This is a genomic window from Deinococcus sp. KSM4-11, from assembly GCF_004801415.1.
Lineage (GTDB): Bacteria > Deinococcota > Deinococci > Deinococcales > Deinococcaceae > Deinococcus.
In genome coordinates, this window is sequence record NZ_SSNX01000001.1 from 620,158 (window position 1) to 634,962 (window position 14,805).

The 14,805-nt window shown below is 68.4% G+C and carries 12 protein-coding genes; 6 read left to right on the forward strand and 6 right to left on the reverse strand.

Going from position 1 to position 14,805, the window contains the following annotated elements:
- The first annotated feature begins 103 nt into the window (after nucleotides 1–103).
- Both E7T09_RS03040 and rpiA read left to right on the forward strand, forming a co-directional pair.
- A complete protein-coding gene (locus E7T09_RS03040; protein WP_136387639.1) occupies nucleotides 104–595 on the forward strand; it encodes a peroxiredoxin in 492 nt (163 codons plus the stop codon).
- The gene (gene rpiA, locus E7T09_RS03045) at nucleotides 588–1,289 is read left to right on the forward strand and encodes a ribose 5-phosphate isomerase A (RefSeq protein ID WP_168734671.1); all 702 of its coding nucleotides are present in this window, start codon (nucleotides 588–590) and stop codon (nucleotides 1,287–1,289) included. Before E7T09_RS03040 ends, rpiA begins: the two co-directional genes overlap by 8 nt.
- A 6-nt stretch (nucleotides 1,290–1,295) precedes the next feature.
- Here the strand turns inward: rpiA and E7T09_RS03050 are convergent, their stop codons facing one another.
- Nucleotides 1,296–3,350 carry a thioredoxin domain-containing protein gene (locus E7T09_RS03050; RefSeq protein ID WP_136387640.1) on the reverse strand — a complete coding sequence of 685 codons (2,055 nt, stop codon included), beginning with the start codon at nucleotides 3,348–3,350 and terminating at the stop codon, nucleotides 1,296–1,298.
- A gap of 108 nt (nucleotides 3,351–3,458) precedes the next feature.
- Here E7T09_RS03050 and E7T09_RS03055 point away from each other — a divergent pair, with 108 nt between their 5' ends.
- The 4 genes from E7T09_RS03055 (at nucleotide 3,459) to E7T09_RS03070 (ending at nucleotide 7,231) form a co-directional block, all read left to right on the forward strand.
- Nucleotides 3,459–4,373 carry a transglutaminase family protein gene (locus E7T09_RS03055; RefSeq protein ID WP_136387641.1) on the forward strand — a complete coding sequence of 305 codons (915 nt, stop codon included), beginning with the start codon at nucleotides 3,459–3,461 and terminating at the stop codon, nucleotides 4,371–4,373.
- Nucleotides 4,374–4,447: 74 nt separating this feature from the next.
- The gene (argJ, locus tag E7T09_RS03060) at nucleotides 4,448–5,605 is read left to right on the forward strand and encodes a bifunctional glutamate N-acetyltransferase/amino-acid acetyltransferase ArgJ (protein ID WP_136387642.1); all 1,158 of its coding nucleotides are present in this window, start codon (nucleotides 4,448–4,450) and stop codon (nucleotides 5,603–5,605) included.
- 66 nt (nucleotides 5,606–5,671) lie between these two features.
- The gene (locus tag E7T09_RS03065; RefSeq protein ID WP_136387643.1) at nucleotides 5,672–6,436 is read left to right on the forward strand and encodes a hypothetical protein; all 765 of its coding nucleotides are present in this window, start codon (nucleotides 5,672–5,674) and stop codon (nucleotides 6,434–6,436) included.
- A 45-nt stretch (nucleotides 6,437–6,481) separates the two neighbouring features.
- The gene (locus E7T09_RS03070) at nucleotides 6,482–7,231 is read left to right on the forward strand and encodes a shikimate dehydrogenase (protein ID WP_136387644.1); all 750 of its coding nucleotides are present in this window, start codon (nucleotides 6,482–6,484) and stop codon (nucleotides 7,229–7,231) included.
- Nucleotides 7,232–7,286: 55 nt separating this feature from the next.
- Here E7T09_RS03070 and E7T09_RS03075 read toward each other — a convergent pair whose 3' ends face one another.
- From E7T09_RS03075 to E7T09_RS03095, 5 genes are all read right to left on the reverse strand, one after another.
- Nucleotides 7,287–8,291 carry an ABC transporter permease gene (locus tag E7T09_RS03075; protein ID WP_136387645.1) on the reverse strand — a complete coding sequence of 335 codons (1,005 nt, stop codon included), beginning with the start codon at nucleotides 8,289–8,291 and terminating at the stop codon, nucleotides 7,287–7,289.
- 4 nt (nucleotides 8,292–8,295) lie between these two features.
- A complete protein-coding gene (locus E7T09_RS03080) occupies nucleotides 8,296–9,324 on the reverse strand; it encodes an ABC transporter permease (RefSeq protein ID WP_136387646.1) in 1,029 nt (342 codons plus the stop codon).
- Nucleotides 9,325–9,453: 129 nt separating this feature from the next.
- Nucleotides 9,454–11,034: an ABC transporter substrate-binding protein gene (locus E7T09_RS03085; RefSeq protein WP_136387647.1), complete on the reverse strand. Its 1,581-nt coding sequence runs from the start codon at nucleotides 11,032–11,034 to the stop codon at nucleotides 9,454–9,456.
- Nucleotides 11,035–11,196: 162 nt separating this feature from the next.
- Nucleotides 11,197–13,251 (reverse strand): beta-N-acetylhexosaminidase, encoded by a 2,055-nt coding sequence (locus tag E7T09_RS03090; RefSeq protein ID WP_136387648.1) that lies wholly within the window; start codon nucleotides 13,249–13,251, stop codon nucleotides 11,197–11,199.
- 97 nt (nucleotides 13,252–13,348) lie between these two features.
- The gene (locus E7T09_RS03095; RefSeq protein ID WP_136387649.1) at nucleotides 13,349–14,593 is read right to left on the reverse strand and encodes a sugar ABC transporter substrate-binding protein; all 1,245 of its coding nucleotides are present in this window, start codon (nucleotides 14,591–14,593) and stop codon (nucleotides 13,349–13,351) included.
- Between the last annotated feature and the right edge of the window lie 212 nt (nucleotides 14,594–14,805).

A 14,805-nucleotide genomic window follows, 5' to 3' on the forward strand; every position in this document is an offset into this window, starting at 1 on the left:
CCGCAACTTGAGAACGCTCAACCACCTAAAGATGCACGGCCGAACTAGCCGAGGTAGGCGTTTAGAAACGTTACCGGCGCGTGGTGTGCGTTAGCCTGGGGGCATGACCGAGTCCACGATTACCCCCACGGCCGGCAAGCCCTTTCCCGAGTTCTCGCTGCCGGACGCGCAGGGCCAGACGCACACGCTGTCCGGCCTGCATGGACGCTACGTGGTGCTGTACGCCTACCCGAAGGACGACACGCCCGGCTGCACCAAGGAAGCCTGCGATTTCCGCGACAACGCCCTGCTCAAGTCCCACGGGGCCGCGATCCTGGGCATCAGCGCCGACGACGCCGGAAGTCATGCCGACTTCGCCGAGAAGTTCAGCCTGCCCTTTCCGCTGCTGGTCGACGAACACGCCACCTACCTGAAATCCATCGGCGCGTATGGCGAGAAGAACATGTACGGTAAGGTCACCGAGGGCATCAAGCGTCAGACCTTCCTGGTGGATCCGGATGGACGTCTGGTGAAAGCCTGGCTGGCCGTGAAGGTCGACGGCCACGCCGACGCGGTGGCCGACGCCATCGACCGGGATCGGGCCCGCCGTGCCTGAACACAACGGTCTGGAGGCGCTGAAACAGGAGGCCGCGATCCGCGCGTGTGCCCTCGTGCACAGCGGCATGCGCGTCGGCCTGGGCACCGGCAGCACCGCGAAATACGCCATCGAGGAACTCGGCCGCCGCGTTCAGGCCGGGGAGCTCACGGGCATCGTGGGCGTGGCGACCAGCGAGGCGAGCGACACCCTGGCCCGCAGCGTGGGCCTGGCCGTCGAGGCGCTCGATCCCCGCCCCCTGGACATCGCCATCGACGGCGCGGACGAGATCGACTCCCAGTTGAACCTGATCAAGGGCCTGGGCGGCGCGCTGCTGCGCGAGAAACTCACCGAGGTGCAGGCCCGGCAGCTGGTCATCGTCGCCGACCACACCAAGACCGTGACCCACCTGGGCCAGAAGGCCCCGCTGCCCATCGAGATCGCCCGCTTCGGGTTCCTGAGCACCATCGAGCGGCTGCGTGGTCTGCTGCCCGGCGGTCGCCTGCGCCAGCCGGGCGCACAGCCCTATGTAACCGACAACGGCAACTACATCTACGATGCCCAGCTGCCCGCCCAGTTCGACCCGGCGCAGCTGGAACGGCAGCTCAAGGGCACACTGGGCGTCGTCGAGACCGGCTTCTTTCTCGGGATGGCCACGCACGCCTTCGTGGCGGCCCCAGACGGCGTGACCGAACGGATCCGGCCACCGTCCTGAGTCAGCTCAATCCAGAGTGCCCAGCGCGCGCTGAAGTCCTTCCAGCTGTGCCCGGAACGTGACTGGATCCCGCGTGGGGAGGTCGCACGTGCGGTTCCGGCAGACGTACCCCTGACCGTCCCCAGGGCGGCCCTCCAGCACCGGCAACTCACCGCCCGGCCCGCTGAAAGTCAGGGCCGTGAAGGGGAGGGCAACGGTCGCGGCCACCTCTTCCAGTGTCCGGCGCTCGTCCCGCGTGCCGATGATCGCCACCTCGGCGTGCGGGGCGTTCAGGAACGCTGCCGCCTGCCACAGCCCGCCAAAGCCGCCCGTGGCGGCCAGCATGTCCGACCCGAACGCGTTCACGGTGCGCCGCGCCTTGTCCTCCGCGCCCGGCACGGAGAAGTACCGGTCCATCCACAGGGCCAGCAATGCGGCGGCGGCATTGTCGCTGATCACGGCGGAATCGAAACCCGGCGCCTGCCTGGCCAGCAGCGTCTCGGCCCGCCCTCCAGACGCCATGAACACGCCGGAGTCGTCGTTCCAGAAGTCCCGCTCGATCACTGCCCATAATTCCCTGGCCCACTGCAGGTGCGCCAGATCCCCGTCCGCCTGGAACAGGGCGACCAGGCCGAGTCCGACCAGGGCATGGTCTTCCAGCAGGCCCTCGACCCGCGCCGTGCCGTTCGCCCAAGTGTGGTGCAGGGTGCCGTCGGGCCGGCGCAGCTGACCGTGCAGGAAGGCAGCGATCTCCCGCGCGATGTCCAGCAGCGTGTCGTCCTGAAGGAGGCGGGCCGCGTCGGCAAAGGCGGCCAGGGCCAGGCCATTCCACGAGGCGAGCACTTTGGTGTCGGTCCCGGGCTGGGGACGGACCGTGCGCGCGGCCAGCAGACGGGTCTTCAGGGCGTCCAGCCGGGTCGCCAGTTCCGCCCCTGGGGTGCCCGTGGCTGTGGCGAGGGTGGCGATGGACTGGGCCACATGCGGCACGCTCCGGCGTCCATATTCCGGACGGTGTGGATCGAGGAAATCCCCCGCAGCGGTGATGCCCAGGTGCGCCATCACCAGCTCGGCGTCCGAGTCCTCCGGGATCACGGCGCGCACCTCCTCCGGCGTCCACGTGAAGGTCAGTCCCTCCACGCCCTGCGTATCGGCGTCCTGGGCGGAATACAGACCGCCGGCCGGATCGCGCATCTCTCGGATGAGGGAGTGCAGGGTGGAGCGGGCCGCACGTGCGAAGGCGTCGTCACCGGTGTATTGCCACGCGACCAGCAGGGTACGCGTGAGCTGCGCGTTGTCGTACAGCATCTTCTCGAAGTGCGGCACGCGCCAACGGTCGTCCACCGAGTACCGGTGAAAGCCGCCCCCCAGCTGATCGTGGAGGCCGCCCGCGAGCATGGCCCGCAACGTGCCCACGGCCATATCCCGGCCATCCGGGCGGGTCAGCAGGAAGTCCAGGGTCGTCGGCGCCGGAAACTTCGGAGCGCGGCCGAATCCGCCAAGCGCTCCGTCGTACGCGCGGCGCAGGTTGGCAACGGCGCGTGCCGGGGCGTCGTCCGGCAGAGCACCCGAACCGACTGTGGGACGGCTGGCCTCGCGGATGTGGGCACTCAGGGTCTGGGCGCTGCCCAGCAGCTGGTCGCGCTCCTCCTGCCACGCGCGGCCCACCGAGGCCAGCACCCGCTGGAAGCTGGGCAGACCGTGGCCATCACGGGGCGGAAAATACGTGCCCGCGTAGAAGGGTTCGGCGTCCGCCGTCAGGAACACGGTCATGGGCCAGCCGCCCTGCCCGGTCGTGGCCTGGGTGGCGGCCATGTACACGGCGTCCACGTCCGGGCGCTCCTCGCGGTCTACCTTGACGTTCACGAACTGCGCGTTCATGACGGCGGCCGTGCCGGCATCCTCGAAACTTTCGTGCGCCATCACATGGCACCAGTGACAGGTGGAATACCCCACCGAGAGCAGCACGGGCACGTCCCGCCGCCGCGCCTCGGCGAAGGCTTCGGGCCCCCATGGATACCAGTCCACCGGGTTCCCGGCATGCTGCAGCAGGTACGGGCTGGATTCCTGGGCCAGTCGGTTCATACCAGGAGCGTAGCGTCAAGGCCAACGCCGCAGCGCACGGGAACGTGAATGCCGCCTGGAGTAGACCTCACACCCGCGAAGGCGGCCAGAAGCGTCACACTAAGGCGTATGGCACCACCCGAGTCTCTCTCCGCCGATCCTGACCATGCTGGCGCCATCGACAACCCCGTTCGTGTCCGCGCGGGGTTTTCCCTCACCTTCGAGGTGCCCCACCCCACCCCGATGCTGTTTGTCGTGCAACCCAAGAACCGGCTGGACGCCACCGGAACGCGTCAGCGCATCATCGACCAGCGGCCGCTCGGCTCGGCCGAGGGCATCCACACGTATACCGACGTGCACGGCAACGTGATCTGGCGCGTCCTGGCCCAGCCCGGCACCTTCACGCTCGGACACGATCTGATTGCGGAGATCACGCGGTACCCCGATCCGCAACTGCACACCCTGCGCAAGATGCCCGTCGAGGAACTCCCAGACGAGACCATCGGGTACCTGCTGCCCAGCCGCTACGTCGACAGCGACCTCGTGAGTGCCGAGGCCTGGGATCGCTTCGGGCACATTCAGGGCGGGTGGGCACAGGTGCAGGCCGTGAGCGACTTCCTGTACTCGGAATGCAGTTACGGCTACGGCAGCAACTCCACCACCACGGCCAAGCAGGCCTTTGACAGCAAGCGGGCGGTGTGCCGGGACTTCGCGCATATGGGCGTCGCCTTCTGCCGCTCGCTGAACATCCCTGCGCGGTACGTGTGCGGGTACATGCCGGACATCGACATCGTGCCGGATCCTGTGCCCATGGATTTCCACGCGTGGTTCGAGGCCTTTCTGGACGGCCAGTGGCGCACCTTCGACGCCCGGCACAACAAACCCCGCGTGGGCCGGGTGCTGATCGCGCAGGGCCGCGACGCCTCGGACGTGGCCTTCACGACCACCTTCGGCAGTGCCCGCCTGACCCATATGAAAGTCTGGGCCGACGAGACCAGCTTCGAGTCCACCCTGGAGACGCCACCGAACCCGCGTGTGTTCTGAACGGGATCACAAGGGCAGTCAATATGGGTGCCGGCCATGAGCCATGTGGTGGGTCACCCCGCTAGACTCCCTGCATGAGCACCCTTTCCCTTCCTCAGGGCTTCCAGGCGGCGGTCATGGCCGCGGGCATCAAACCCAGCGGCAAGACGGATCTGAGCGGAGTCGTGTCGGCCACCCCCTGCACCTGGGCCTTTGCGGGCACCCGCTCGACCACGGCCGCCGCCTGCGTGACCCGCAACCGTGACCTGTACGCGGGCGGTCGGGCCGTGCGGGGCCTGCTGGTGAACGCCGGGAACGCGAATGCCGCCACCGGCGCCCGAGGCGCGAACGACAACGAGGACATGGCCGACGCCTACGGCAGCGTGCTGAACATGCCCGCCGAACAGGTGCTGACCGCCAGCACCGGCATCATCGGGCACCTGCTGCCCATGGATCGGGTGCTGAGCGGCATCGAACACCTGCCGGACGAGCTGGGCACGGGCGCGGAGGACTTCGCGCACGCCATCATGACCACGGACACCCGCGTGAAGCTCGCGCAGGCGACCCTGCCCGGCGGAGCGCGGATCGTGGGCACCGCCAAGGGCAGCGGCATGATCCACCCGGACATGGCCACCATGTTCGCCTTCGCATTCACCGACGCCGAGGTCGGACAGACCGCTCTGCGCGCCGCCTTCCCCGGCATCGTGGCCCGCACCTTCAACGCGGTCACGGTGGACGGCGACACCAGCACCAACGACATGGCAATCGTCCTGGCAAACGGCGAGGCGGGACACGTCGATCCTCCTGTGTTCCTCAAGGCGCTGGAGGGTGTCATGCGCGACCTTGCCCGGCAGATCGCCGCCGACGGCGAGGGCGCGACCAAGCTCCTCACGGTGCGTGTCACGGGGGCCCGGACGGAAGCGGAGGCGCTCCAGGCGGCCCGCACCTGCTGCGTGAGCCCGCTGCTGAAGAGTGCCGTGCATGGCAACGATCCCAACTGGGGCCGCGTGATCATGGCCGTCGGGCGCAGCGGCGCAGGCGTGGACGTCGAGCGCATGAAGGTCAGCGTGCAGAGCCAGCCAGTCTTCGCGGGCCGCCCCCTGCCCTACGAGGACGCGGCCGTCAGCGAGAGCATGAAGGCCGACGAGGTCGTGTTCGACGTGCATCTGGGGGTAGGCGAGGCCCACGGCGAGGCCTGGGGCTGCGACCTGAGTGCCGAGTACGTCAGCATCAACGCGGACTACACCACCTGAAGGCCCGCACGTTCACGCTCCCTTGAGGGCGGCGCCCGGATCGGACAGCGAGCGGTAGCGTGCTCCATGACGTCCATTCCGCGTTCCGCCCTGGCCCGCCCTCTCGATCTGAGGTACCCGTCGAACCGGGTGGCCGCACTGGTTTCACTCGCCGCCCTGCTGCTTTCCCGGCGTCAGGGCCACAGCTGGCCATCGGCCCTGGAGCGCTCTGGAATGTGCTTCCTCACGTGGGCGATGGCGCGTGAACTCGATCCCGATCACCCCATGACCGCGAATCTGGCGATGCCGCTCGCGTTTGTGTTCGGCCCCTCCCGTTCCAGCAGCACCCTGGCCGGTTTCGGCGTGCTGAGCGCCTTGCGGCTGCTGGCCGACACGACCGGCGAGCGGCCGACCCAAACCGATCACCTTGGCATGCTGGTTCAGGCCGTCTTGAGCGCTCGCGCGGGCAGTGGGGTGGCCGCTCTGATGCCTGCCGTCGCGTCCGTGGTCGTGACCCATGACCTGCCGTCGGCCCTCCCACTGGCAGCCCTGCTGGTGCCCGGCCGGGTTCGGGAACCCTCCGGCCGGTGGGCGCTGCTGCCCCTAATCGCGGCCCTGGCGGTCACGCCGGCCCTTATCCGACCGGAAGCCGTCGAAAGCGCGTGCGACCGTGCGCCCCGGACGGTGCGGCCCACGGATCTGCGGCGGGCGCGGGCCGGGGCCGCCGCCGTGCTGGCCCTCGGTCTCCTCACCCGCCAGCCTGCCGGACTCCCCGCCCTGGCCAGCGCCGTACTGAGCGTGGGGCTGCGCCGTTGCCGGACCCACGGATCGCGCGGCCCCGCGGTTGATTGACCGTCAGCGCGGCCGGTGGGTGGCGCGGCGCTACACTTCTCAGCGATGCCTGCGCCCGACTCGCCCCTCGCCCTGATCGGCCATGCCAGCGCCGCCGCCCGCGCCCTGCGCGACCTGGGGCTCGTGGCGATCACCGTCCCCACCGATGACCTGGACGGTGCCCTGAGCGCGTGCCGTACCCTGCGCTTCACTGGAGCCCTGGTGCACCCGTCCATGGAGGCGGCCCTGTTGCCGCTCACGCAGGCGGATCCCGTGGCCGTGCGGGCGGGCCGGGTCGATGCCATCGCCTTCGCTGGCGGCGTTCACGGCACCTTCGCCCTGGCCGACGCCCTGACCGACACCATCGAGGCGAGCGGCTACGCCACGCGCGGAGCGAGCGCCCTGCTGGTCGGTCTGGCTGCGCGGGATCTGGCGCTGGCCCTGCCGCTGACCCGCCTGGGCTTCACGGACATAGGCGTGGTGGCCGAGACCACCCCGGAAGCCGAGGGTGCGGCCCGCCACCTGCCGGCCGGCGTGCGTTCCTACCCGATGAGCCGCCGTGATCCCTCCGTGGCCACGCTGGCCGAACGCGCCGACCTCGTCGTCCTGACGGGCGGCAGCCTGCCCACCGGACTGCTGCAGCCCTACCACACGCTGGTGGATCTGACGGGCCGCGCCCAGCAGCGCTCAGCGGCCGGCACCGTGATGGATCTGTCCAGACTCCCCGCGCAGCGTCTGGGTCGGCAACTGGCGCACGCGACCGGGCAGCGCTTTCACGTGGACGAGCTGACGACGTTGTTGCCCGCCTTCGGCTGACCCAAGGCGAACGGGCAGCGGCCCATGTTCTGCCGCCGCCCGTTGCCCGATTGTCCTACTGGGTGCTTCGCGGGTCGAGCACGTCCCGCAGGCCGTCGCCGAGCAGATTGAAGCCGAGCACCGACAGGAAGATCGCCAGTCCGGGGAAGACCATCGTCCACGGCGCGTCCACGTAGTACTGGCGGGAATCGCTGATCATGGTGCCCCATTCCGGCAGAGGTGGCTGGGCGCCGATCCCCAGGAAGCCCAGGGCCGCGACCTCGATGGTCGCCGTGGCGATGCTCAGGGCGCCCTGCACGATCAGCGGCGACAGCGAGTTCGGGAGGATATGCCGGAAGATGGTGCGCGTCTGGGAGGCACCCAGTGCCCCGGCGGCCTGCACGAATTCCCGCTCGCGCAGCGAGAGCACGACCGCCCGAGCGAGGCGCATGTACACCGGCACCTGCACCAGCGACACGGCCAGCATGGCGGTTACCAGTTGCGGACTGTTCAGCGCGAACAGGCGGTCGAGACCGGCGATCAGCAGCGGTGGGTTGTCGGTGCTGAAGATGCTGGCAAAGCCGATGGCGAGCAGGATGCCGGGGAAGGCGAGCATCACGTCGGTGATGTACCCCATGACGTTGTCGAACCAGCCGCCGAAGAAGCCCGCCAGGACGCCCAGCAGCGAGCCGATCACCAGGGCCAGCACCGTGCTGACCACGCCGACCTTCAGCGAGATGCGGGTGCCGTGCAGCGTGCGGGCATACACGTTGCGGCCCAGGTTGTCCGTGCCAAAGGGGTACGCCCACGCGTTGAACGTGCCGCTGGCCGGATCGCGGTACACGTCCGCGACGTCCTTGTCCCACAGGCCGAGGATGCTGGGCGGCTTGAGGTTCAGGCGGTAGTTGCGATCCGTGGTGGGGTCGTAGGGTTTGATGACCTGCGCGAACACGGCCAGCAGGACGAACAGGGCCACGATGACCGCGCCCGCCCGGCCGGGACCGCTGCGGCGGAAGCGCCGCCAGAAGATGCTCTCCTGCCGCTTCACGGGCGCGGTGGTGGGTGGAGTGAGTGCCGTCATGTGCTCACCTGTACTGAATGCGGGGGTCGAGGGCCGCGTAGCTGAGATCCACGAGCAGGTTCACGACGCTCACGACCAGCGCGGCGAAGATCACCCCGCCCTGGATGACCGGGTAATCTCGCTGACTGATCGCGTCGTACACCCACGAGCCGATTCCCGGCCAGGAGAAGATCGTCTCGGTCAGCACCGCCCCGCCCAGCAGCGCCCCGGCCTGCAGGCCGATCACGGTCACCACCGGCAGCAGGGCGTTGCGCAGCGCGTGCTTGAGGGTCACGCGGTTCGGGGCGAGCCCCTTGGCCTTGGCGGTGCGCACGTAGTCCTGGCCGAGCACGTCCAGCAGGCTCGACCGGGTGATCCGCGCGATGATTGCCAGGGGAATGCTGCCCAGCGCGATGGCGGGCAGGATCAGGTGCCGCAGTACGTCCCAGAAGGAGCGCCCGTCGCCGCGCAGGATCGAGTCCAGCAGGTACAGGCCGGAAATCGGTCTGAGGGTCGATTCGTTCCCGATGCGGGCGCTCGGCGGCAGCCACCCGAGTTTCACCGCGAAGAAGTACGAGAGCAGCAGGCCCAGCCAGAACACCGGCATGCTCACGCCCACCAGGCTGATGGTGGTGGCCACGTTGTCCCAGAAGGAGTTGCGCCGCAGGGCCGCGATCACCCCAGCTGGCAGCCCGACGGCCAGCGCGAAGATCAGTGCCGACAGGCTCAGTTCCGCCGTGGCGGGAAACCGGGCGCGCAGCTCGTCCCGCACCGGGATGTTGCTCTTGAGGCCCGAGCCCAGGTCGCCGTGCAGCAGGGCATTGACGTACTTCGGGTACTGGGCGTCGAGGGGATTTGCCGGATTGAAGAACCACGGCTTGTTCAGGCCGAGCTGTTCACGCAGACGGGCGGCGGCCTCCGGCGTGCCACGCTCGCCCAGCATCACGGTGGCCGGGTCGCCGGGGATCGAACGCACGAAGACGAACACGACCAGGCTGATGCCCAGCATGACCAGCGCAGTCCGCAGCAGGCGGCGGATCAGGTAAGTGCCCAAAGGAAACCCCCGGAAGGATCAGGTGGTGAGGGGGCGTGGGGCGGGCGATCACCGCGCTGTCGCCACCGCGCCCGACCACAGAAAAGGGGGGGCAGACCCCGAGTGGATCTGCCCTCCCGAGCGGCCGGTTTACTTCTTGCCGAGCAGGGTGATGGTGTTGAAGGACTCGCTGCCCAGCGGGCTCGGCACCCAGCCCTTCACGTAGACGCGCGCGGCGGCCAGCGGTGAGGAGTGCACGACGGGCACACGGTACGCGGCGTTGTAGGTGATCTCGTGGATCTGTGCGTAGACCTTGGCCTTGTCTGCCTGCGAGGTCGCGGCCCGGCCCTTCTCGAGCAGCGAGACGAGGTTCGCGGGCGCCCAGTTGATGTCGTCGCTGGCGTTCGCGCCGTAGTACGCGCCGTAGAAGTTGTCCGGATCGCCGTAGTCGCCGGTCCAGCCGATCATGTACATGTCGAAGCCGGGTTCCTTGTTGCGGTCGTCCAGGTACTTGGCCCAGTCCTCGGTCTTGAGGTTCACCTTGATCCCGACGCCGCTCAGGTCGGCGGCGATCGCCTCGGCAATGGGCTTGGGCGTGGGGAAGTACGGGCGGCTGACCGGCATGTACCACAGGTCGATCGAAAAGCCGTTCGCGTAGCCCGCGTCGGCCAGCAGCTTCTTGGCGGCGGCCGGGTCATAGGTGTAGTCGGCGGGCACCTTGCTGGAGTTCGCCCAGGCCATGACGGGCGGCAGGAATGAGGCGCTGCTGGTGCCGAGCCCGTTCCAGAAGGCGTCCACGATGGCCTTCTTGTTGATGGCCATGGCGATCGCCTGACGCACCTTGTCGTTTTTGAGGTACTGGTTGCGGTTGTTCATGGACACGAAGCCCACGTTGAAGCTCGGGCGCTTCACGGCCACCAGGTTCTTATCGGCCTGGATGCTCTTCAGGGCGTCCGGCGTGAAGTCGTTGGCGAAATCGATGGTGCCGGCCTTCAGCTCGTTCAGGCGCTGGGACGCGTCCTTGATGGAGCGGATGACGACCGTGTCGACGCGCGCCTTGGTGCCCCAGTAGTCCGGATTGGCCTTGAGGGTCACGCGGTCGCCGGTCTGCCAGCTCTGGAACACGAAGGGGCCGGTGCCGACCGGGGTGCTGGCGGGCGTGCCGTACTTCGCGCCGTCCTTTTTGATGGCCGCGGGGCTGGCGATGCCGAAGTACCCGGCAGCGAGCACGTTGGGGAGCACCGAGGAGGGCTTGTTCAGATCCACGCGCACCGTGGTGTCGTTGACCTTCACGATGCCCTTGATCACGGCCGAGGCGTCGCCCTTGTAGCCGCCGAGCAGGTCGCCCACGATCTCGTAGGTGCGGCCCTGGTCACGGAAGCCGTACGGATCGGCCTTGTCCCACCAGCGGTTCAAGTTGAACACGATCGCGTCGGCGTTCATGGGTGTGCCGTCGGTGAACTGCACGCCCTTGCGTAGGGTGAAGGTCCACGCGGTGTTGTCGGCGTTCGCCTTCCAGGAGGTCGCCAGGCCCGGCTTGAGATCCGTGGTGCCGTCCTTGAAGTCCACCAGCGTGTCGTAGATCTGGCGTTGCACTAGGATCGAGATGCCGTCGGTGATGTTCCCGGATTCCAGGCTGACCGGATCGCCGTTCGCGCCGAACACCAGGGTGCCGGCGGCCGAGGCGGCGGGGAGGGTGGCAAGCAGGGCAGTGATCAGAAATTTCTTCATAGGGCCTCCACACCCGACCGGGACGCCCGCCCGCCTGCATGGAGCAGGACGGGGTGGGGCCGGGGGGTGTCAAACGTAAACAAACGTGCGTTCAGGGTAGGGGCCGTCCGGGGGGGTGTCAAGGTCGCAGGCCCGCTGGACGACCTGTGAAGATGCCGCCGCTCAGGGCCGGTCGCCGATCACGGTCAGCCCGATCAGGGTGGGATTCGCGTTCTTGCCGTCGCTGACCAGCGTCACCGAACGGATCACGCTGTCGGGTTTCGGGTTCGGCCACTCGAGCACGGGCACGTTCACGGCCAGACCGTCCCGCGTCTGACCGGTGAAGCCCGGCGCGGGAACCATCGAGGACGTGACGGTGTCCGTCCAAGCGCGGATGTTCCGGCCGTACTCCAGCGGCACGCTCAGGGTCGTGCCGTCCGCGTACGCGATCTCATAGTGGCCGATCACCTCGCGGGCCAGCGCGCCGGGCCAGCCGGTCGTGTGCAGGAAGGCCAGGGCGTCGGCGCGGCGGTTCAGGTCGATGGTCGCGCGATCCGGCAGGTCTTTCGCGGCCGGGCGGGAACCGCGTAGCATCACGGCGCCCTGCACGTCGAAAGTGTAGGCGCCCAGGCGCGCCACGCCCAGCTTCAGGGCCGAGAGGTCGATGTCCGGGCCTTTGAGGATCCAGCCCTTGTTGTCGGCGTCCGTGAGCGACCGGGTGACCAGCGGCGCGAGGTTCACGGTCGCGCCCGGCGCGGCGCGGTAGGGGAGGGGCTGGTACAGGTCACGGTAGGCGCTGACCGGATCGGCCACGGTCGGCCCGTCCGGATTCCAGAAGGCCGACCCGGCCCGTACGTAGGGCACGCCCTGATCCGCCTGCCCGTCCCAGATGCTCGGGTTGCCGAAGTACCCGTTCCAGCGGGTCTGGATCATGCCCTGGACGCCGGCGGCCACGCTGGCCTTCGCCATGCCCTCGGGATTCCCGGCGTCGAGCCAGCTGGCCCCCAACACCGGGAAGCCCAGCCCCTTGATTTTGCCGAGCATGTCGACGCCCGTGCCCGCCGTGTAATTCCAGTACGCCACCTGGATGTCCTTGGGCAGCCGGGCCGGCAGGGTGCCCACCACGGCGTCCGCGAAGGCCGTGTCGTGCCACAGCATGGTGCTCACGCCCTGTGCCTTCAGCGCGTCGTGGAGCTTCACGACGTCGTTCACCACCAGCGTTTCCAGGCCCACCGCCTTGCCGTTGTCGCGGGCCGGAAAGCGGTCGCGGCTCCGAAGTTCGTCGTGGCCGATGTGCAGCCGCTGCGGGCGGAACAGCTCCACCGCCTCCTTGAGCACCGGCAGCACCACCCGGTCATACGTGGCGGGATTCAGGGTGTCGTAGGCCCACGGGCTCTGGCTGCCCTCGTCCTGCCGCAGATCGAGGTTCTTGCCGCCGTAGAACATCCACCCGGCGTGGCTGAGGGTCTCGACCAGCGGAATGACCTCCAGGCCATACGAGCGCGCCAGGTCGGCCACGCGGCGGGCCTCGGCCTTGGTGGCGCCCCTCGGATGGGCGTACCCGCCGGCTTTCGCGGTGTCCCACTGCACGTAATCACTCATGATCAGCACGCCCGAGTACTTCAGCTGAGCCAGCATGGGAATCAGCCGGTCGTTCACGGGCTGGCTGAACTGATCCAGGTAGATCATGGCGATCCGGTCTTTCAGCGCCGGGAAGTCGCTGATCTGCGCGTACCGCAGGCCCGTGGGGGTCAGGAGTTGCCGCAGAGTCTGGATCCCCTCGTACGCTCCGCGGGCGTCCGCGCCGACCACCCACGCGCCGCTGGCGTCCACCCACAGGGCGTAACCCTCGGCCACCGTGGTGGCCAGGCCCGCCGTCTTTGCCTTCGCGGCGAGGGCCGGGTCGGCCACGGTGCCCACGGTGATCGCCGGGCCGCTGGGCGCAGCGTCCGCAAGCGGGGCGCCCAGGCGGGTCGTCCATTCGGCCTTCAGGTCACGGGCGGCCCACGTCAGTTCCGGGGCGCGGCCCACGATCCTCAGGCCCAGCCCCGTCAGCGGCAGGCTCCCGCTGGGGAAGGTGGCCCGGCGCGGCGTGGGAATCAGGGCCACACGCGGTTCCTGGGCCCGGGCCTGGCCGGTGGGCGTCAGGGTGACCGGCGTGGCACCGGCGGCCCCCGCGACGAGCGCGGCGCTGGCCAGCACCGCCGCCAGCGCGGCCTGGAGTGGAGTCGGATTCATTCGAGTCATGGTGCACGTCCTTCCTGACCGGGCGGTGATGCCAGCACAAGAACGGGCATCCGGGCCGAGCCGAATGCCCCCTGGCTGGTTCGCGGCTTCAGAGGCTGGCGTTCCAGGCCTTCACGATGTCGTCCAGCGCCTGCTTGGCCGTCTTCTGACCGGCCATGGCCGCCTCCACGTTGTCCTTGAACACCTTGTTCAGCTTGCTGGCGTCCGGGTAGACCAGCGTCAAGTCGCGGGCCTTCTTGAGCTCCGTGCTGGACACCAGTTTGCCCTGGTCGATGGCGCTCTGGCCGCCCTGCTTGAAGAATTTGTCGGTGCTGGCCTTCACGGTCGAGGGAAAGGTGGTCTTGGTCACGCGGCTGAACTGCAGCTGGTTCAGGTCGTTCGTGAGGAACAGCGCGAGCTTCTGCGCCAGGGCCTTGTCCTTCACGCCCTTGGGCACCGTGAAGCCCATCAGCGGCGTGTGGATCACGTTCCCCGCGATGTTGATCGGGTAGGGCGCCACCCTGGTCACGTCGTAGATTGCCTGGTTGTCGTTGGCCACGCGCAGGATGAACTGCGGCCCGGTGATCAGCATGCCCAGCTTGCCCGACGAGTACAGCTCGGTCGCGGCGGCGAAGCCCCGGCGCATGGTGTCTTCCGGGATGTACCCCTTCTTGTACAGCTCCACGTAGGTTTCCAGCAGCTTCACGTGCTCGGGGCCGTTGAACACGGCCGTGCCGCCATCCTTACTGAAGATCGGCAGCCCGGCCTCCTGGAAGACGTACAGCATGTTGATGCCGTTGATGTTCGGCATGAAGCCGTACATGCCGGTCTTGTCCTTGATCTGCCGGGCCGCCGCGATCAGGGTCTGGATGGTGCGCGGCGGGTTGGCCGGATCGAGCCCCGCCTTCTTGAAGATGTCCGTGTTGTACGCCACGACCTTCGGCGCCCAGTACCACGGCACGCCCATGACCTTGCTGTCGAAGGTGAAGGTCGAGAGCGGGGACGCGAAGTACAGCTTCTTCTGAGCGTCCGTCAGGGTCAGGGGTTCCAGCGCACCCTGCTGGACGAGTTTCACGGCCATGTCCGACGACAGGTTCACGGCGGCGGGCGGCCGGCCCGACGCGACGGCGGCCAGCAGCTTCTGCTCCATGGCCGAGGCGGGCACATCAACCCACTTGAGTTCCACGTCCGGGTTGTCCTTCTGGAAGGCCGTCACCAGACGGTTCATCTCGTCGTTGAACAGGGGAGCCAGCGAAATCGTCCAGAACTCCAGCGTGGTCTTCTGGGCGCTGGCGACGGAGGTGCTGGCGGCGATCACGGCGGCGGTGAGAAGCCAGGGCTTGGGACGCTTCATGGGAACTCCTTGGGGAATCGTGGATCAGGCCATGACGCTCGGCCGGACAGGTGACAGGGGAAGGCTGGGATGATGCCCTCAAACTGTACTGTCCCGCCCGCGCAGGTGCCTGAGAAGTCTGGCCCGGCCCTCTCATCCCGCCGTGGTGATGACAGTGAGCTGGTTCGCACCTGTCTGGCCACCCGATACCGGCCGCCTGGACTACGCTGGGC

Bases quoted from the DNA above. Each gene is read 5' to 3' on its own strand.
- E7T09_RS03090 (WP_136387648.1), bottom strand. From the start codon at position 13,251: ATGAATCCGACTCCACTCCAGGCCGCGCTGGCGGCGGTGCTGGCCAGC.
- E7T09_RS03085 (WP_136387647.1), bottom strand. From the start codon at position 11,034: ATGAAGAAATTTCTGATCACTGCCCTGCTTGCCACCCTCCCCGCCGCC.
- argJ (WP_136387642.1), top strand. From the start codon at position 4,448: ATGAGCACCCTTTCCCTTCCTCAGGGCTTCCAGGCGGCGGTCATGGCC.
- E7T09_RS03055 (WP_136387641.1), top strand. From the start codon at position 3,459: ATGGCACCACCCGAGTCTCTCTCCGCCGATCCTGACCATGCTGGCGCC.
- E7T09_RS03050 (WP_136387640.1), bottom strand. From the start codon at position 3,350: ATGAACCGACTGGCCCAGGAATCCAGCCCGTACCTGCTGCAGCATGCC.
- E7T09_RS03040 (WP_136387639.1), top strand. From the start codon at position 104: ATGACCGAGTCCACGATTACCCCCACGGCCGGCAAGCCCTTTCCCGAG.
- E7T09_RS03070 (WP_136387644.1), top strand. From the start codon at position 6,482: ATGCCTGCGCCCGACTCGCCCCTCGCCCTGATCGGCCATGCCAGCGCC.
- E7T09_RS03095 (WP_136387649.1), bottom strand. From the start codon at position 14,593: ATGAAGCGTCCCAAGCCCTGGCTTCTCACCGCCGCCGTGATCGCCGCC.
- E7T09_RS03075 (WP_136387645.1), bottom strand. From the start codon at position 8,291: ATGACGGCACTCACTCCACCCACCACCGCGCCCGTGAAGCGGCAGGAG.
- E7T09_RS03065 (WP_136387643.1), top strand. From the start codon at position 5,672: ATGACGTCCATTCCGCGTTCCGCCCTGGCCCGCCCTCTCGATCTGAGG.